This is a genomic window from Rhizobium sp. 3T7 (assembly GCF_020166565.1).
Classification (GTDB): domain Bacteria; phylum Pseudomonadota; class Alphaproteobacteria; order Rhizobiales; family Rhizobiaceae; genus Rhizobium.
In genome coordinates this window covers 1-19,366 of record NZ_JAIQXS010000034.1, presented here as the reverse complement: position 1 = coordinate 19,366, position 19,366 = coordinate 1, and the positions used below count along the sequence as shown (strand labels likewise).

General features: G+C 61.7%; 10 protein-coding genes. 4 read left to right on the top strand and 6 right to left on the bottom strand.

Annotated elements, in window-relative coordinates:
• Position 1 precedes the first annotated feature (1 nt).
• The 5 genes from K9B32_RS27625 to K9B32_RS27605 all read right to left on the bottom strand — a co-directional run bounded on the left by K9B32_RS27625 (position 2) and on the right by K9B32_RS27605 (position 5,881).
• On the bottom strand, positions 2–1,552 hold the full coding sequence (locus K9B32_RS27625) for a sugar ABC transporter ATP-binding protein (RefSeq protein ID WP_224568306.1): 1,551 nt from the start codon (positions 1,550–1,552) through the stop codon (positions 2–4).
• Between the two features lie 121 nt (positions 1,553–1,673).
• Positions 1,674–2,660: an ABC transporter substrate-binding protein gene (locus K9B32_RS27620; RefSeq protein ID WP_007801922.1), complete on the bottom strand. Its 987-nt coding sequence runs from the start codon at positions 2,658–2,660 to the stop codon at positions 1,674–1,676.
• 206 nt (positions 2,661–2,866) lie between these two features.
• Complete coding sequence (locus K9B32_RS27615) at positions 2,867–3,313, bottom strand: RbsD/FucU family protein (RefSeq protein ID WP_224568304.1); 447 nt, start codon at positions 3,311–3,313, stop codon at positions 2,867–2,869.
• 10 nt (positions 3,314–3,323) lie between these two features.
• Positions 3,324–4,343: an aldo/keto reductase gene (locus K9B32_RS27610; RefSeq protein ID WP_224568302.1), complete on the bottom strand. Its 1,020-nt coding sequence runs from the start codon at positions 4,341–4,343 to the stop codon at positions 3,324–3,326.
• Positions 4,344–4,378: 35 nt separating this feature from the next.
• Entirely contained in the window at positions 4,379–5,881 is a 1,503-nt protein-coding gene (locus tag K9B32_RS27605) for a UxaA family hydrolase (RefSeq protein ID WP_224568338.1), read from the bottom strand.
• A 237-nt stretch (positions 5,882–6,118) separates the two neighbouring features.
• Between K9B32_RS27605 and K9B32_RS27600 the strand changes: the two genes are divergently transcribed.
• The 3 genes from K9B32_RS27600 to K9B32_RS27590 all read left to right on the top strand — a co-directional run bounded on the left by K9B32_RS27600 (position 6,119) and on the right by K9B32_RS27590 (position 9,344).
• Complete coding sequence (locus K9B32_RS27600) at positions 6,119–7,030, top strand: GntR family transcriptional regulator (protein WP_224568300.1); 912 nt, start codon at positions 6,119–6,121, stop codon at positions 7,028–7,030.
• A 301-nt stretch (positions 7,031–7,331) separates the two neighbouring features.
• Complete coding sequence (locus K9B32_RS27595) at positions 7,332–8,681, top strand: sensor histidine kinase (protein WP_224568298.1); 1,350 nt, start codon at positions 7,332–7,334, stop codon at positions 8,679–8,681.
• Entirely contained in the window at positions 8,682–9,344 is a 663-nt protein-coding gene (locus K9B32_RS27590) for a response regulator (RefSeq protein ID WP_224568297.1), read from the top strand. It abuts the gene before it with no gap.
• Positions 9,345–9,609: 265 nt separating this feature from the next.
• On the opposite strand, the gene K9B32_RS27585 is transcribed toward K9B32_RS27590, so the two are convergent.
• Positions 9,610–9,885, bottom strand: a complete 276-nt coding sequence (locus K9B32_RS27585) for a hypothetical protein (RefSeq protein WP_224568295.1) — start codon at positions 9,883–9,885, stop codon at positions 9,610–9,612.
• 350 nt (positions 9,886–10,235) lie between these two features.
• Between K9B32_RS27585 and K9B32_RS29010 the strand changes: the two genes are divergently transcribed.
• Positions 10,236–19,366, top strand: a 9,131-nt coding sequence (locus K9B32_RS29010; protein ID WP_318013378.1) for a peroxidase family protein, incomplete at its 3' end; no start/stop codon positions are given.

Here is a 19,366-nt window from a genome sequence, read left to right as displayed (position 1 = left end):
TTTAGACGCCGATCGCTTCGCTCAGCACTTCTTCATGTGTTGCGGCGTGGAAGTCGTGGCTCGCGACAAGCTGGCCGCGGCGGAAGACGTGCAGCCTATCCGCAAGCTCATAAACCTCGGGCAGATACGACGAGATCAGAATGATCCCGGCCCCCTGCTTCAGAAGCTTGGCGAACAGCCGGTAGATTTCCGCCTTGGTGCCAACATCGACGCCCACGGTCGGCTCGTCAAAGATGAAGAGCCGCGCGCCATAGCTCAGCCACTTGCCGATGACGACTTTCTGTTGATTGCCGCCGGACATGGCCGAAACCAGAACGCGCCGGCTGGGCGTCTTGATCGCGAGGTCACGGATCTGCTGGTCGGCATTCTGCGTTTCTTCGCTGTGGCTGATGACCGGGCCCTTGCTCAGCCGCTTGAAGACCGGGAGGTTGATGTTGAGCCCGATCGGCAGGTTGAGGCAAAGACCCTGGTCGCGGCGGCTCTCCGGCGCCAGCGCGATCCCGAGCTCCATCGCCGTGCGTTCGTTGTTGATATCGACCTTCTTGCCCATCCAGTGGATCTCACCGGCCGTCGTCTTTTCCCGGCCGAAGAGGCCCAGCGCGAATTCGCTTCGCCCCGCCCCGATCAGGCCGTAAAGGCCGACGATCTGCCCGGCCTTGACCGAGAGCGACACGTTGTCGAAGCCCGGCCCAGAAAGGCCGCGCACGTCGAGGATCGTTTCTCCGATCGGGATCTCTTCCTTATGATAGATCTGCTCGATCGAGCGGTTGATCATGAGAGCGATCAGCTCGGCCTCGTTCGTCTCGCCGATGGCGCGCGTGCCGACATGCGTGCCGTCGCGAAGCACCGAAACGCGGTCGGCGAGCTCGAACACTTCCTCCATGCGGTGGCTGATGTAGACGATCGTCACGCCTTCGCCCTGCAGGCGACGGATCAGCTTGAAAAGTTGGGCCGATTCCTGACGCGTAAGGTAAGCCGTCGGTTCGTCGAAGATCAGAAACTGCGTGCCGCGCATCGCCGCACGCGCCGTCGCGACGAGCTGCTGCTGGCCGATCGTCAGATCGGCGAGCGGGACGCCGGCGGGCAGCCCGAAGCCGAGATCGTCGAGCACGGCCTGCGCCATCTTCTCCATCTCTCTCTTGCGCATCAGGCCGTATTGATTGACTTCGTCGCCGAGGAAGAGATTGGCCGCGACTGTCAGATGGGGGCAAAGCACGACTTCCTGGTGGACGGCATTGATGCCGCGCGCAATCGCCTCGTTCGGCGTTGCCAGAGCGACCGGGTGTCCGCACCATAAGATCTCGCCGGCGGTTCTGGTGATGACGCCGGTCAGCAGCTTGATCAGCGTCGACTTGCCGGCTCCGTTCTCACCCACAATCGCATGAATCTCGCCGGCCAGAAACGTCATCGTCGCCGGCTTCAGTGCCTGAACGTAGCCGTAATTCTTCTGCAATCCCTTGAGTTCGAGGATCGGGGCGCCCGCCGGAATGCGGTTTCCCTCCGTCAGCGTGGCGCTGTCATCGTGGCGATGACTGACCTCTTCCAGGCTCATGGGCGTCTCCTTCTCGCGAATTGCCATCTCTCCACCGGCCGTCCGCGCTCCTCATGCGGACGATAACACAGGTGAAGGAAAGGCCGCGCGAGATTTCTCCCGCGCGGCCATCGTCAGATCCTTACTTGATCTTCGGGTTCAGCAGAGCGTCGATCTTCGGGTCGCTCATGTTGGCCTTGGTGACCAGGTTGGCGCCGGTATCGACCTTCTCTTCGACTTTCTCGCCCTTGGATACGGCGAGTGCGGTCTTCACACCGTCATAGCCCATGCGGTAGGGATCCTGAACAACGAGACCGGCAAGCGAGCCGTCCTTGAGGAAGCCAACCGTCTTGTCGTCGCTGTCGAAGGCGATGACCTTGATCTTGTCGCCGAGCTTGTTTTCCGCAATCGCCTGGCCGACACCTTGACCCAGGATGAGGTTCGAGGCGAAGACACCCACGAGGTTCGGATTGGCCGTGATCAGGTCGGTCATCATGTTGAGGCCGGTCGTCGCCTGGCCGTCACCGTATTTGTCGGCAATGACCTTCAGGCCGGGATGCTTCGTCTTTACTTGATCCAGGAAACCTTCGCGGCGCTGCTCAAGCGAGCCGACGCCCGGAAGGTTGGTAAGGATGACGACTTCGCCCTCTTCCTTGCCGGTCATTTCCTTAATGGCCGCGGCAAGGCCGTCGGCTGCGATGCGCCCGCCCTGAACGTTGTCGGTCGTTAGGAACGACTTAAACGCCTGGGAGTCTGCAGCCGAGTCGATGCCGATGATCGGAACGGACTTGGCGGCTTCATCGATCGGCTTGCCGAGCGCCTTGAACTCCGTCGGCGAGATCACGATGGCAGCCGGCTTGCCGGCAACGGCGTTCTCAAGAATGCTGATCTGGCCGTTGATGTCGGATTCGGCCTGTGCGCCGAGTTCCGGCACGTTGACGCCGAGATCCTTGCCGGCAGCGCGGGCGCCGGCCAGAACGATCTGCCAGTAGAAGGACGTCGTGTCCTTGACGATGATAGGGATCGTCACGTCAGCTGCGAACGACGTCACCGGCATTGCGGTGGCGATAACGGCAGCACCCGCGAGAGCCGTGAAGGCTCGGCGCGACAGAATGGATTTCATGCGCATGTAGTTCTCCTCCTAGGTGCGTTCTCCTCCAGGTAAACCGTACCGCTGAACGCAGGCGGACGATTTTTATCGATAAAAAACATTTACTACGAGAAGCTAGCCGAGCGAAAGTCAAATTGCAAGTAGCTTAGTAGGCTCGATTGTCGTTTCTTCGTTCGCCGTAAGTGTTTGTTTTTACGATTATTCAACCGCAGTATGAAGTTCTGTCAACCGCGATAGACTTCATACGGGTGAACGACGCCTTTCTTCAGAATCAAGTTGCCGTAGAGCCGGAATTCGGTCGTCGCCACGATATAGGCAGCGGTGCGCGCGCGCTCGTAAAAGGCAAAGCGTTCGAGAGAGGCGATCCTGAAGTCGCCAGCGCGCCTCGAGACGATTTCCTGAAATTCGGCACAAACTTCGGGCACGGCAGTCGGATCGCCGACCACCTCCATGCGCCACGCCGTTTCCGGCACGAACGTATCAAGCGGAAAATGCGTCAGGATGGCCTCGGCCATGTCGGTCGCGCTGACGCCGTCGGCGCGGATGACCTCTGGTCCCATCGTGCTCGACGGGAAGTTGGCGTCGGCAATCACGATGTCGTCGCCGTGTCCCATGCGAGCGATCGCCCGCAGCAGGTCGGGATTGAGGATGGGATGGATACCTTTAAGCATTGGCCAGTCCTTAAACACGCACAGCGTCTTCGCCGAGCGGCGGCGCGACGAGCGTCAGAGCGTCGAATTCCGGGAAGATGGAGTCCGGCAACGTGGGTTCGAAAAGCTCCATGTTGCGCTGCAGGCTTGATGCCTTGGCCGTGCCGATCAGCACGGACGAGACGAGCGGATCGCGCAGCGGAAACTGCAGAGCAGGGGCGGCCAGTGGCACACCGTGCTTAACGGCAATCTTTTCCATGCTCGCGACCTTGGCGAGCACGTCATCTGTCGCCGGCATGTAGTCGAAATGCGAGCCTGGCATGGGTCCGGTTGCAAGGATGCCGGAATTGAAGACGCCGCCGACAACGAGCGACGTACCCTTCTTCCGGCAGAGCGGCAGCAACTCGTCAACCGCCGATCGGTCGAGCAGGGTATAGCGCCCGGCCATCAGGATGCAGTCGATATCGGCATTGCGCATCACGTCAAGGCAGACCGGGACCTCATTGACACCAAGCCCGAAGGCCTTGATCGCTCCGGAGGATTTCAGCTCCTCCAACGCCTTGATGCCGCTATCTAGGAATTGCTTCTGGAGGATGGCGTTCTTGGCCGCACCATGGGTGTATCCGCCGATGTCGTGGACATAGAGGATATCGATCCGGTTCAGGCCGAGACGGGCGTAGCTGAACTCCACCGAGCGCATGATGCCGTCGTAGGAATAGTCGTAGTCGGCATCGAAGGAGAGCGGATCGACATAGCTATAATCGGGGACCGTCCCCGTCGGCACCGGGCGCAGCAGCCGGCCGACTTTGGTCGAGAGGACCCACTCCTTTTCCGGCTTGTCGCGCAGGAAGTCGCCGAAGCGACGCTCGGCAAGGCCGAGGCCATACCACGGCGCGACATCAAAATAGCGAATGCCGCTGTCCCACGCAGCCTCCAGCGTCTGGATAGCCTGCTCGCGCGGACAGGCCCGATACAGGCCACCGAGAGCAGCACCGCCGAAGCTCACTTCGGTCACCTCCAGCTCCGTCCTGCCGATGCTCCTCGTCTTCATCCTTCCTCCTGTGAAGACCTGATATTCCGTGTGGTTTAGAGCGTCGCCCCGAGATGCCACGGCACGAACTCATTGTCGCCGTAGCCGAATTCCTCGCTCTTCGTCTTCTTGCCCGACGCCGTGTCGATGATCAGATCGAAGATCTCGCGGCCCTTCGCGCTAATGGTTGTGTCGCCTGTTGCGATCGTGCCGCAGTCGATATCCATGTCCTCTTCCATCGAGGCATAGAGAGCCGAATTGCTGGAAAGCTTGATCGAAGGCGCCGGGCGGCAGCCGAAGCAGCTGCCGCGGCCGGTGGTGAAGGCGATCATGTTCGCGCCGCCGGCCACCTGGCCGGTTGCGGAAACCGGATCGTAGCCGGGGGTATCCATGAAGACCAGACCCGGCGCGCTGACGCGCTCGGCATAGCCATAGACGGCGGTCAAGGGCGAGCGACCGCCCTTGGCGACGGCGCCAAGCGATTTTTCTAGAATGGTCGTCAGGCCGCCACGCTTGTTGCCGGGCGAGGGGTTGTTATCCAGCGATGCGCCATGCAACGCCACATATTTCTCCCACCAGGCGATCTTATCGTCGAGCTTGCGGGCAACCTCATCGTTGACGGCCCGACTGCGCAGCAGGTGCTCCGCACCATAGATCTCGGAGGTTTCGGAGAGGATCGCCGTGCCGCCGGCAGCCGCCAACAGGTCGGCTGCAACGCCAAGCGCCGGATTGGCGGTGATGCCGGAAAAGCCGTCCGAGCCTCCGCACTGCAGGCCGATGATGATATCGCTGATCGGCAGCGCCACGCGCTTTTCCTTGCCGACATCCTGAGCAATCTCGCGCAGCATGCCCATGGCGCGCTCGACGGCACGGCGCGAGCCACCGGCATCTTGGATGTTGAAATGGCGCTTGGAATTGCCGGCGCCGCTTTGGCCGTAGAGCGTGAGCTGGTTGACTTCGCAGCCGAGGCCGATCATCAGCACACCGCCGAAATTCACATGCCTGGTATAGCCGGCAAGCGTCCGGTGGAGGACCGCCATGCCATCGCCAGTAGAGCTCATACCGCAGCCCTGATCGTGCACGATCGGCACGAAACCGTCGATGCCATCGAAATGCGGAAGGATCGTCCGGTTGGCCTCGTCGGCGATCGCGCGACAGACCGTGGTGGAACAGTTCACGCTGGCGATGATGCCGATGTAGTTGCGTGTCGCAGAGCGGCCGTCGGCGCGACGATAGCCCATGAACGTGCGCGCTCTGTCTGCGGCGCTTGCTTCCTCGGGCGCCGAATTGGCCGTTGCCGCAAGACGATCGTTCTCGAAGTGCAGATTGTGGCTGTGAATATGGTCGCCGGCCTTAACGTCAGCCGTCGTCCGCCCGATCGCTTGCCCGTATTTGACGACCGGCTGGCCGAGCGGAATATCGGCCAATGCAATCTTGTGGCCGGGATCGATCTTCTCGCGGGTCTGGATGCCGGCGACCGTTGCGCCGGAGGGGATCGCCGCCGTTGCGACCGCAACGTTGTCGCCGGCAGACAAGATGATCCAGGGGTCCTTGGTCAACATTCTTCTCCCTAGGGAAACACTCGCTGCGTCGGCGAATGCTCATTGATTTTGTTTTTTATCTACAATAAACATTTTCAAGTCAACGGGATTATTGATCCTGTGGACGAGGGAGGCAAACAGCCGCATGCGATCCAAAATAAGATAAGGATTGCTGAGAGATAAGCTTCTGCCACGCTTCGTGCTGCGCTCCGCGGCCGGCCGTTCGTGTTGCCGAGGCAAGAGGGCGGAGCGCGTATGGCACGGCAGAATACAGTCTTCAAGGAAGCGTACAACCGCTATGCCGCGGCTTTGCGGACGGACGCCGCATTACCGTCGGAGCCCGAGATCGCGTCCCAGCTCGGCATCAGCCGCAGCACGGCGCGCGCCATCCTGACACGGCTCAGCGAAGCCGGTATCATTCGCTGGAACAAGCGCCAGAAGGTTGTCCTCCGGCAGCCGACCGAGGCCGATTTCTTCCCGACGGAAGAGACGGATTCGCTGCACGACATCATCGAGCGCAGCTTTATGCAGCGCATTCTGTCGGATGATGCTGCGCCCGGCATGCAGATCAACGAGTTGGAACTCGCCCGCGAAATCGGCACCGGCACCACCAGCGTCCGCGAGTTCCTGATCCGCTTTTCGCGGTTCGGCCTGATCGAGAAGCGGCCGAACAGCCACTGGATCCTCAAGGGTTTTACGCGTGACTTTGCGCTTGAACTCGCTGACGTGCGTGAGATGTTCGAGCTACATTCGGCCGCGGAATTCGGCAAGCTTCCGCCCGAGAGCGACGCGTGGCGCGCGCTATCGGACATCAAGGCCGAACACCAGGTGATGCTGCGCGATCTCGATACGCGCTACAAGGAGTTTTCCACCCTCGACGAACGCTTCCACCTGCTCATCCACGCAGCCTCGAAGAACCGCTTCATCGCCGATTTCTACGATGCGATTGCGATCATCTTTCACTATCACTACCAGTGGAACAAAGCTTTCGCCCGTGAGCGCAACGAACGCGCTATTTACGAACATCTGGATTATATCGCCGCACTGGAATCACGTGATCAGGCGGCGATTGATTTCGCCTGCCGCCTGCATCTGCGCTCGGCGCGGCAGACTCTGCTGCAATCGATTCCGCTGACGCCTTCCGACGAGTTTGAGGCAGAGCGTTAATCTAAAAAGAAAAACCCGGTCGGAGCCGGGTTTTAGTTCTGTCGGCACGCCTGCTGGGTGTCAGGCGAGGTCATCGTGGTGCTCACCGGCGGCGATGGAAGACCAACGAAGGAGAAAAGAACTGGTTCCTTGAAAAATGACGAGTCGACTAGCCGTTGCGAGGCTTTCCAGGCCAGTCTTTCAATTCTTCGCGAACACTGCGATCATACTGCTGGGCTTATACTGGCAAGAGCTGCTTTCTTCGATCGGAGGACAAGGATTGCGGTCCAAAGGATTGCTGAGTTGGGTGAGGAGTCGACCATTGTCGATTCAGTTCCTGTTTGCCAGTGGCATCCTGATCTTCTTCGCGACACTGATCTCGGGCTACGTCATCTCTGGAATCGTTGAGCAAAATGCCATCCGCAGCAAAGCCGGAGCCGCCGCGATATTCGTTCAGAGTATGACCGAGCCGTTAGTGCAGAAGCTGGCTTCGGCGGATGCCCTGCCGCCGGAGGATCTCGCCAGGCTCTACGATCTTTTCACCGATCCCATGTTGCGGGGACGTTTCCCGCATGTCGAGATATGGAAGCCGGATGGGACGGTTGCCTATTCGATCGCGCCGGACCTAATCGGTCGAAAGTTCCCTCTGCCTTCTGGTGCCAGGAGTGCGCTGGCAGGCGAGGTTGCGCTTTCCTTTGCCGACCTCGATGCAGGCGAACACGTCGTCCGCGATTTCCAGACACGTTATCTGGAGATCTATAGCCCACTGCGTGACAACTCCTCCGGCACGATCATCGCTGTCGCGGAGATACAGGAGGATCCTGCAACCTTCGATCACGATGTAGGATATGTGCGACTGGCAAGCTGGGTCGCGGTGGCTCTTGCCTCCTGCGCGATCCTGCTTTGTCTCTTCATGATCGTTCGCCGGGGCAGCAACACCATTGAGGAACAGCGGCGAGCCTTGAACCAACGCGCGGAAGATGCGGAGGCCGCGTCGCGCAAGCTCGCAGAATTGCAGGGCATCGCCCGTCAGGCCTCCATGCAGCTTGCCGAACGCAATGAAAAACTCATGCGTGGGGTTGGCGCGGATCTTCATGACGGCCCGGCCCAGCTTCTCAGCTTCGCACGCCTGCAGGTCGAGCAGGTCCGACAGGCCAAGACCGATCCTGCGCGCGAGGTGCCGCTCGCGACACTCGAGGAGTCGCTCGATAGTGCCCTGGCCGAGATCCGGGTGATCGCCCGATCGTTGATCCTGCCGGAGATCGAGCACCTTTCACCCAGTCGCATCATCGAACGCGCGATCAAGATGCACGAGAGCCGGTCTGGAACGAAGGTCGCTTCGACGGTCGTGTCGGAGGATATCGACATTCCGGCGGCATTGAAGATCTGCCTTTTCCGCTTCGTGCAGGAGGGGCTAAATAACGCCTATAGGCACGCTGGCGGCAACGGCCAGGAAGTTTGGTGCGAGATGAGCCGTGCACACATGAAAGTGGTCGTCTCCGACAGGGGCGCGCCGCAGGGCTTCGTCAAGCCGGCTACTCGAACGGGTGGCGGAATGGGCCTCCAGGGCCTGCGGCAGCGTATCGAGAGCCTGGGTGGCAGCCTGCAGATCGTCACCGCCGGCACGGGAACAAAGCTGATAATACTCTTCGAGCTTCGGGAGACAATCTGAATGGTGGTACCGGCCTCTGTCATTGTTGTCGATGATCACGCGCTCTTTCGCATGGGGGTGCTGCAGACGATTGCGCTCAGCGAGAACTTGCAGGTTGTCGCCGAAGGCGCGTCGAAGCAGGATGCGCTTGACCTCGTCGCGCTGCATCAGCCGACGATCGTGCTTCTGGATATTTCCATGCCGGGTGGTGGCGTGGCAGCGGCCCGCGAAATCCATGAACGATGGCCTGATGTGAAGGTTGTGATGCTGACCGTTTCGGAGGATGACCAAGATGCCCTCGAAGCACTGGAAGCGGGCGCTTCCGGCTATATTCTCAAGGGTATTGCCGCGACCGAGCTTTTGGATGCGTTGACGACTGTCCAGCGGGGTAGCACGTATCTTGCGCCGACGCTCGGCTCCAAGCTGGTTGCTGCAATGAGAGGGCAGACGCAGCCGAGAACGAAAGGCAATTTGCTGACGGAGTTGTCGGCGAAGGAGCGCCACGTGCTGGAATGTGTGGGGCGTGGCATGGGCAATCAGGCAATCGCCGAAGCGACCGGTACGACGTTGCGTACCGTCAAATTTCACGTCTCGCGGCTGCTCCGTAAGGTCAATGCGAAAAACCGCATCGAGTTGGCGCTGATCGCGCAGAAGACGACGGATGCCGCGCGCGACGGCGAATAGCCAACGCCCTCTCGGACTTTGGTCTGATAATACCGGGACCTCGGTCCAAGCATTGTGCGACTTTGGTGGCAGGAATGAACTGGCCTCTTGGTCGCGACATTCCTTGGACACTGTTCTGTAGATCACTGCACCTCGGGACCTGTACAACTTCAGACAGTCAACGATCGCCAGCCGATCGCAACGGAAAGAATGAGCGTTCTTTCCGAGGGGCGGCGTTTGCTTCGAGGACCGACATGGCTACGCAGAATCCGAATTTCACCGTCGATCAGGACGACCTTGCTTCCGGCAGCTGTGAAGCGCGTAATTCTCCCGCGGAAATATGACGCCGCACCCAGTGGGCGAGCTTTGCCAACGAGACATTCGCTTCGCGCTCAAGGTCTCCACCAGCACCAGTCTTGCGGGTCGGTATAACCAATCCGCGAACAATGTGAGGGCAACGCTTCTTCAGCATCTCCAGCGCCGGCGCAAGATCCGTATCATTGGTAACGAGCACGACCTGGTCGATCTCGCCGCTCAAGGCGTCATCACCGACAATCAGCATCCGCATCATCAGCTAAGGGTCAATCGAAGGACGGCCGGTATTGCCGTAGAAAGGCTGTAACCCGCGGCAAAACTTGGACCTTGGTCTAAGCAATTGCTAGACTAAGGTCTCAGCATAGAGCGACAATAGTGCCATCGGCGACTGGACCGTTGTCCGAGAGATTATGCGACCTAGTCCCCTCGCGTACAGATGCTCGAGCTTGCATACTCATAGACGATTGGTCCGTGGGGGCCACCAACTGTCTCGGCCATAGCTTCGGCGGCGTGTTCAGCCGGCAGCGCACTTCGTTTGGTGCGAAGGCGAAGCTTTGTCCAAGGCAAAGACGGCGAAGACAATCATTGGAGGGTGGCATGGTACAGTATATTCGCTCGGACCTGGAATTCATCCTGCAGCAAATCATAATTGCGGAGCGGAATGCTCAGGGCGAGAGCCTCACTGACATCTTGCCAAGCGCCCAGGTGCCATTCGGTCTCCGGACCGTCGATGGCTCGTTCAACAATCTCGCCCACCCCGAATTCGGGGCCGCGGATTTGGCATTTCCGCGCCTCACAGACCCCTCTTTTCAACCTGCGGAGGCGGGTACCAGCTATGCTACTCCGGGGGCGGGGGTTGTGGATTCTGAGCCGCGCACGATCAGCAACCTGATCGTCGATCAGACGAACAACAACCCGGCAGCTCAGGCCGCAGCCGGTCAGAACCCGGGATCAAGCACCGTCATCAGCCCCGGGCTGGACGGCGTGTTCGGCACAGCCGACGACGTTCCAGTCAACTTCATCCCGAACATCACTGCCGATGCAGGCCTGTCGGCGCCGTTCAACGCCTGGATGACCTTCTTCGGACAGTTCTTCGACCATGGTCTCGATCTGGTGACCAAGAGCCAGAGCCAGACCGAAGTCGTCTTCATTCCGTTGAAGCCCGATGACCCGCTTTTCAGCACGGCTCCCGGGGCTCTGAACTTCATGGTCCTGCAACGTGCTGCGGGCGGGCAGGCCGCGACTAACACGACCTCGCCCTTCGTCGACCAGAGCCAGACCTACGCCTCGAACCCGTCGCACCAGGTGTTCCTGCGTGCCTATGAGCTGAATGCCAATGGCGATCCGGTGGCCACCGGTGAACTGATCACCAACCGCAATCTCGGCGCTGATGGCCTGTTCGGTACCGGTGACGACACGGAAATCGGCGGGATGGCGACCTGGGCCGTGGTCAAGGCGCAGGCCCGCGATATCCTCGGCATCAATCTCACCGACGCCGACGTCGGCAATGTGCCGGTCCTGGCCGTCGATGCCTATGGGAATTTCATCAAGGGGCCCAATGGGTTCCCCATGGTGATGATGCAGGATAACACCTTCACCGAGGGTAATCCGGCAGCGCCGATCAGCCTCGCGGGCGCTGCCCGCACCGGTCATGCCTTCCTGAACGACATCGCGCACAATGCCGATCCGACAGGCAAGACCGCGGATGCCGATAACGTCGTCAACACCGGTCCGATTGCGGCCGGCCAGTACGACAACGAGCTTCTCGACGCCCACTACATGGCTGGCGACGGCCGCGTGAACGAGAATATTGGCCTCACCGCCGTGCACGCCGTGTTCCATTCCGAACATAACCGCCTTGTCCAGCAGACCAAGGACGTGGCGTTGGCAACCGGCGACGTCGCCTTCCTCAACCAGTGGCTCGACACCCCGCTTGCCCCGAACACGACGTTCCCGCTGACGCAGGCCCAGATCGATGCGCTCGACTGGAACGGCGAACGCCTGTTCCAATCCGCCAAGTTCGGCACCGAGATGCAGTATCAGCATCTGGTGTTCGAGGAGTTCGCTCGCACGGTCCAGCCGCAGGTGGACGCATTCCTGGCGCCGAACGGCTACGATACGACGATCAATCCGGCGATCCTGGCCGAGTTCGCACATACGGTTTACCGCTTCGGCCATTCGATGCTGGTCGAGACGGTCGACCGATTTGACCCGAACTTCAATGCCGTCGGAGGCGACCCGCAGCTCGGTCTCATTGCGGCCTTCCTCAATCCGCTCGCCTATGCCGCGAGCGGCCTGACGCCCGAACAGGCGACGGGCGCGATCGTGCGCGGCGTCACCCGCCAGGTTGGCAACGAGATCGACGAGTTCGTCACCGAAGCACTGCGCAACAACCTGCTCGGCCTGCCGCTCGACCTGCCGGCGCTGAATATCGCACGCGGCCGTGACACCGGCATTCCCTCGCTCAACAACGCGCGGTCCGAATTCTTCGCGATGACCGGCGACAGCCAGCTCAAGCCCTATATCAGCTGGACCGATTTTGCCGGTCATCTCAAGCATGCGGAGTCGCTAATCAATTTCATCGCGGCCTATGGCACGCATGCGTCGATCACCGGCGCGACGACGCTGGCCGACAAACGCGCGGCCGCGACCTTGATCGTCCTGGGCGGCCCCGGAGCGCCGGCGGATCGTCTCGACTTCCTGAACGCGACCGGCGCCTATGCCGGTGGCTCGCTTGGCGGCCTCAACGACGTCGATTTCTGGATCGGCGGCCTTGCGGAAGCGAAGATGCCGTTTGGTGGCATGCTCGGCTCGACCTTCAACTTCGTCTTCGAGACCCAGCTTGAATCGCTGCAGAACGGCGACCGCTTCTACTACCTGTCGCGCACGGCCGGCATGAACTTCGGCACGGAGCTCGAGAACAATTCCTTCGCCAAGCTCGTGATGCTGAACAGCGACGCGACGCATCTGCCGAACGCGATCTTCACCACACCGACCTTCACGCTCGAAGTCGATCAATCGCGACAGCATACCGGGCTCGGTGTCGATGGCCGTGCGGACCCAACCGGGGGCATCGAGATCAACGGCGTCGAGATCGTTCCGCTCGTCATCCGCGACAATCCGGCGACGGCGGGCGCGGACACCAACTATCTCCAGTACACCGGCGAGGACCATGTCGTCCTCGGTGGCACCGCAGGCAACGATATCATCATCTCCGGCGACGGCGACGACACGCTTTATGGCGATGGCGGCAACGACCGGCTGGAGGGCGGCTACGGCAACGACACGGTCATGGGCGGTGACGGAGACGACATCATCCAGGACCTAGGCGGCGACGACCGCCTCGAGGGCGGTGCCGGCAATGACGTCATCCACGCCGGCAACATGATGGTCGGCGGCGCCGGCAACCTGATCCTGGGCGGCGCCGGCAAGGACTACATCGTCACGATGGAAGACATTTCGACCACCTTCGGTGGACATGGTGACGACTTCATCTACAGCGCCAAGACCAGCCTGCCGCCGACCGGAAACGAAGGCGACGACTGGATCGAGAAGGGCACGCAGGACGGCGCCCCTGGCGACAACTTTGCACCCTTGCTGGCTGACAACGTCATCGGCAACGACATCTTCATCGGCGGCGGCGGTTTCGACGAATTCATCGGCGAGGGCGGCGACGATATCTTCGTCGGCAGCGATGCCCAGGACAAGATGGACGGCATGTCCGGCTTCGACTGGGTCACCTACAAGAACGACAAGCAGGGTGTCACGGTTGACCTGACACTCGCCGCGCTTGCCCAGCCCCATGGCGAGACGCCGGCCGCGAACACCGGCGTCGTCCAGCCCGTAGCTGCCTCCCCGGCATCGATCCTCGACCGCTTCGCCGAGGTCGAGGGCCTGTCCGGCTCGCGCTTTGCCGACATCCTGCGCGGCGACAATGTCGACGCGGTCACGATCCTCAACCATGGCGGCGCCACGGGCGGCGCACTGACGAATGTCGGCCTGGTCGACGGGCTGGCAGCGCTCTTGGGCCAGGCCGGGCTCTCGACCGCCGGCTTTGCGACCGGCAACATCATGCTCGGCGGCGCCGGCAGCGACCTGCTCGAGGGCCGTGGCGGCGACGACCTGATCGATGGCGACCGTTGGCTGAACGTGCGCATCAGCGTGCGGGCGAATGCCGATGGAACCGGCGCGGAAATCGCCACCTTCGACAGCATGGTGGCGCCGCAACTGCTGCAGAACATGCTGAACGGGGTCTGGAATCCTGGTCAGCTCGTGGCCGTGCGCGAGCTCAAGGACGACGATAACGGCTTCGACACGGCGATCTTCTCCGGCAACAGGGCCGACTACACGGTCACGACGACCAATGGCATCACCACCGTCACCGACAATGTCGGCACGGATGGCACCGATACTCTCGTCAATGTCGAGCGGCTGCAATTCGCGGATCAGAGCGTGACGCTTCCGAACGGCGTCGGCCTCAACGTCAACCCGACCGGCCAGCTCACCCTCCTCGACGCAGTCACGAACGCGGCCGACAATACGCCGACCTCTGGGCAGCTGCTGCGTGTCTCGATTGCGGGGGTAACCGACGCCGACACGGGCCCCGGCGCGGTCAGCGGCATTATTCCCGGCTCGATCTCCTACCACTGGCAGTTCGAGGCGACCCCAGGCTCGGGCATCTTCGAAGACATCATCCTGCTCCCGCTCGGGGATCTCGCTTTCCAGAGCGCCGATGGCACCACCTTCCGGGTGACCCCCGATCTCGTCGGATCGGCCCTGCGCGTAAAGGCGATCTTCACCGACGGCCATGGCGTCACCGAGACAGTGTTCTCGGCTCCGACCGTGGCGGTCGCGGCGGGGGCCCCTGTTCCCCCGCCAGTCGCGCCCACCCCGGTCGTTGACGCAACGGCGGGTGGCGAGGGCATCATGCTGGTGCGCTCGGATCTCAACTTCATCCTCGACCAGATCAAGATCGCCGAGGCGAATGCCGCCGGCACGCCGCTGACCTCGCTGCTGCCGAACGTGCGCGTGCCGCTAGGCCTGCGTACCGTCGATGGTTCCGGCAACAACCTGTTGAACCACGACCAGAGCGAGACCTTCGGCGCGGCCGACAACGTCTTCCCGCGCGTCACGACGCCTGTGTTCAACAGCGCTGAGAACGTGAGTATCGATCTCGATGGGCCGGGCGGCCAATCGGTGGGCGATTCCACGTCCTACACGCAGACGAGCGGGTTCGTGTTCGATTCGCAGCCGCGCACGATCAGCAATCTGGTCGTCGACCAGACCATGAACAACCCTGCTGCGATCGCGGCGGCGCTCCGCAATGCCGGATCGGAGAATATTGCAGCGGATTCCGCAGCGGTCACGGCTGCCTTCCAGTCGCTCACCGAGGCGAAGGCCGGCGGCGATCCGGCGGCGATTGCAGCGGCGCAAACCAATTTCGACACGGTTGCCGAGGGCCTCGGCCTGACGGTCGTCACCAGCCCTGGTCTCGACGGCCAGTTCGGAACGGCTGACGACAAGCAGGTCTTCGAAATCCCGAACATCGCGCCGGACGCCGGGCTGTCGGCGCCCTTCAACGCCTGGATGACCTTCTTCGGCCAGTTCTTCGACCACGGTCTCGATCTCGTGACCAAGGGTGGTTCCGGCACGGTGTTCATTCCGCTTCAACCGGACGACCCGCTCTTTGTTCCGGGCAGCCCGACGAACTTCATGGTCCTGACCCGAGCGACCAACCAGCCAGGTCCGGACGGAGTTCTCGGGACGGCCGACGACATTCACGAGCACACGAACACGACGACCCCCTTCGTCGACCAGAACCAGACCTATTCCTCGCATCCCTCGCACCAGGTTTTCCTGCGAGCCTATCAGCTCAATGCCGCAGGCGATCCGGTTGCGACCGGAGGGCTGATCATCAATCGGGATCTCGGAGCCGACGGTAAGTTTGGGACCGCTGACGACGTAGAAATCGGCGGGATGGCGACCTGGAAGGTCGTGAAGGCACAGGCGCGCGACATGCTCGGCATCAATCTCACGGACGCCGATTTCGACAACGTCCCGCTATTGGCGACTGACGCTTACGGCAATTTCATCAAGGGGCCGAATGGCTTCCCTCAGGTTGTGATGAAGGGACCGGACGGCATCGGCGGAACCGATGACGACATCCTCGTCGAGGGCAATCCGCTTGCGCCGATCTCCCTGACCAATGCCGTGCGCACCGGCCATGCCTTCCTCAATGACATCGCGCACAATGCCGTGCCGGTGTTCGCTCCCGGCCCCGGTGCCGACGGCGTCGCCAACACGGCTGACGACCTGGCTCCCGATGCCGATACGGATACCGGAAATGCCGTTCCCGTCGGACCGGGAGGCAACAATCTCGCTTATGACAACGAACTTCTCGACGCGCACTACATCGCCGGCGACGGCCGCGTGAACGAGAATATCGGCCTCACCGCGGTTCACGCGATCTTCCATTCCGAGCATAACCGGCTGGTCGAGCAGACCAAAAACACGGTGCTGGCGTCGAACGATCTGGCGTTCCTGAAGGAATGGCTGATTGCCAATACCGGACCAGACGCCTTCCCGACGACACCCGAAGAGATCGCGGCCCTGCAGTGGAATGGCGAGCGCCTGTTCCAGACCGCGAAATTCGGTACCGAGATGCAATATCAGCATCTGGTCTTCGAGGAGTTCGCCCGGACCATCCAGCCCAATGTCGATCTCTTCTTCGCGCCGACACAGGTCTACGACGTCGACCTCGATCCCTCGATCGTCGCGGAGTTCGCGCACACCGTCTATCGCTTCGGTCACTCGATGCTGACCGAAACGGTTGACCGCTTCACTGCCGGCTTCGATGTCGTCTCGTCCGATCCGGGCAATCCCGACCAGCAGTTGGGGCTGATAGCGGCCTTCTTGAACCCGCTTGCCTTTGCTGCCAGCGGCGCCAATCCGGAAGAAGCAGTCAGCGCGATCGTCCGCGGCGTGACCCGCCAGGCCGGCAACGAGATCGACGAGTTCGTCACCGAGGCGCTGCGCAACAACCTGCTCGGCCTGCCGCTCGACCTTCCCACGATCAACCTCGCGCGCGGTCGTGACACCGGCATCCCATCGCTAAACGCGGTCCGCCGGCAGATCTTTACGGCGACCGGCGAAGTCCAGCTCAAGCCCTATGCCAGCTGGGCGGACCTGGTTCAGAGCCTGAAGCACCCGGATTCGCTGATCAACTTCATTGCCGCTTACGGCACGCATTCCTCGATCACGGGCGCCACGACACTGGCGGCCAAGCGTGCTGCGGCCATGGCACTGGTCCTTGGCGGAGACGGTGCGCCGGCCGACCGCCTCGACTTCCTGAACGGGACGGGAGCTTGGGCCAGCGGTGCCAACGGTGTGACCATCACGGGCGTCGATGCCATCGATCTTTGGATCGGCGGTCTGGCCGAAGAGAAGATGCCGTTTGGCGGCATGCTGGGCTCGACCTTCAACTTCATCTTCGAGAATCAGCTCGAAAAGCTGCAGGATGGCGACCGTTTCTACTATCTCGAGCGCACTGCAGGTCTCAGCTTCAATGCGGAGCTCGAGAGCAATTCCTTCGCCAAGCTGATCATGGCGAACTCGAGCGCGACGCATCTCCCCGGTGTGGTCTTCACGACCCCTGGCTTCACCCTCGAAGTAAACCAGGCCGCGCAGCACACCGGGCTTGGCGTGAATGGCAACGACGACCCAACAAACGGCGATCCGCTGCTTCCGCTCGTCATCCGCGACAACCCGGATACTGCCGGGCCTGACAGCAACTATCTCCGCTACACCGGAGACGAGCATATCGTTCTCGGCGGTACCGACGGCAATGACATCCTGATCTCGAGCGAAGGCGACGACACCGTCTGGGGTGATGCCGGCAACGACCGCATCGACGGCGGCGACGGCAACGACCAGCTGCGCGGCGGCTCCGGCGACGACATCATCACCGACACGGGTGGTGACGACAATATCCAGGGTGGCGACGGCAACGACGTCCTCCATGGCGGCAACGGCGTCAACCTGATCATCGGCGGCTTCGGCAGCGATTTCATCGTCACCGGCGAGGACGCATCGGAGGCCATTGGCGGCCACGGGAACGACTTCATCCTCGGCAGCAAGGCCAATGAACAGGATATGGGTAACGAGGGCGACGACTGGATCGAGAAGGGCACGACCGACGGCGCCCCTGGCGACAATTTCGATCCGCTCGGCAATGACCCGGTTATCGGCAACGACGTCTTCATCGGCGACGGCGAGAACGACAAGTTCAACGCCGAAGGCGGCGACGACATCATGGCCGGCAAGACCGGCCTCGGCGACCGCTTCATCGGCGGCTCCGGCTACGATTGGGCGACCTACAAATACAATACCACCGGCGTCTATATCGACATCTCCGATCGCTTCTTCGATCAGCCGCCGGTCCCGGGCGGGTCGACCTCGCTCAGCCGCTTCGATTTCGTCGAAGGCCTCTCCGGTTCGAGCTTCGGCGATGTCCTCAATGGCGACAACTCCGATGCCACGACGCTGGGCACGGCAGGCGCCACGGGCAGCGTGCTGACCAATATCGACCTGATCGACGGCTTGCGGGCGCTGCTTCCCGCCGGCGCGACCTTCTTCGATGGTGGCAACATCATCCTCGGGGGCGCCGGCAGCGACATCATCGAGGGCCGCGGCGGCGACGACATCATCGACGGCGACCGCTACCTGAACGTCCGCATCAGCGTGCGGGCAAACATCGATGGGACGGGCGCTGAAATCGCCACCTTCGACAGCTTGGAGCCGATGGTTCCGTTCATGCTGAACGGCACCTATAATCCCGGCCAGCTCGTCATCGTTCGCGAGATCCTGACAGGCACGCCAGCCTTCGACACGGCGGTCTTCTCAGGCAGGCAGGCCGACTACACGATCACGACGGTCGGCGGCTTGACGACGGTGACGGACAATGTCGGCACCGATGGTAGCGACCGGTTGATGAATATCGAACGGCTACAATTCTCCGATGGGTCGGTCTTGCTCGGCGGTACGAATGCCGCGCCTTTGGGCGTAATGTCGATCCTGGCTGGCACAACACCTGTCGACACGGCTGCTGCCGGCACGGTACTAACGGTGTCGTTCGCCGGAATCACGGATGCAGACAATGTCAGCGCAACCAATCCGACCGGGACAATCGCCGGACCGGTCGACTATTTCTGGCAGGTCGAGACGGTTCCCGGATCAGGCGTCTATGAGGACATCCTCACCTTCGGTGCCGGCGAAGTGGAGCGTGCCCACGGCACGAGCTTTACGGTCACCGACGCCGAAGCGGGACTTGCCCTGCGCGTGCGCGCCATTTACCAGGATGGCCATGGGACGCTCGAGCAGATCTATTCGGCGTTGCCGCCAACACCCGGCGTCGGCGTTACCCTGGTCGGCACGCGTGGTGCGGACACACTGACGGGGACGGCGTTTGCGGACACGATCACGGGCGACCGTGGCGACGACACGATCCTTGGCCTTGGTGGCAATGACACAATCGACGCAGGTCGCGGGGCCGACACTGTCGATGGCGGCGACGGCGACGACACCATCCTCGGCGATCGTGACAACGACATCCTCAATGGCGGGGCCGGGGACGACAACATTGACGGCGGTCGTGGTGACGACACCATCAATGGCGGCCTAGGCAACGACACGATCCTTGGCGATCGCGGCAATGATCTTATCACCGTCGC

Bases quoted from the DNA above. Each gene is read 5' to 3' on its own strand.
- K9B32_RS27625 (WP_224568306.1), bottom strand. From the start codon at position 1,552: ATGAGCCTGGAAGAGGTCAGTCATCGCCACGATGACAGCGCCACGCTG.
- K9B32_RS27620 (WP_007801922.1), bottom strand. From the start codon at position 2,660: ATGCGCATGAAATCCATTCTGTCGCGCCGAGCCTTCACGGCTCTCGCG.
- K9B32_RS27615 (WP_224568304.1), bottom strand. From the start codon at position 3,313: ATGCTTAAAGGTATCCATCCCATCCTCAATCCCGACCTGCTGCGGGCG.
- K9B32_RS27610 (WP_224568302.1), bottom strand. From the start codon at position 4,343: ATGAAGACGAGGAGCATCGGCAGGACGGAGCTGGAGGTGACCGAAGTG.
- K9B32_RS27600 (WP_224568300.1), top strand. From the start codon at position 6,119: ATGGCACGGCAGAATACAGTCTTCAAGGAAGCGTACAACCGCTATGCC.
- K9B32_RS27590 (WP_224568297.1), top strand. From the start codon at position 8,682: ATGGTGGTACCGGCCTCTGTCATTGTTGTCGATGATCACGCGCTCTTT.
- K9B32_RS27585 (WP_224568295.1), bottom strand. From the start codon at position 9,885: ATGCTGATTGTCGGTGATGACGCCTTGAGCGGCGAGATCGACCAGGTC.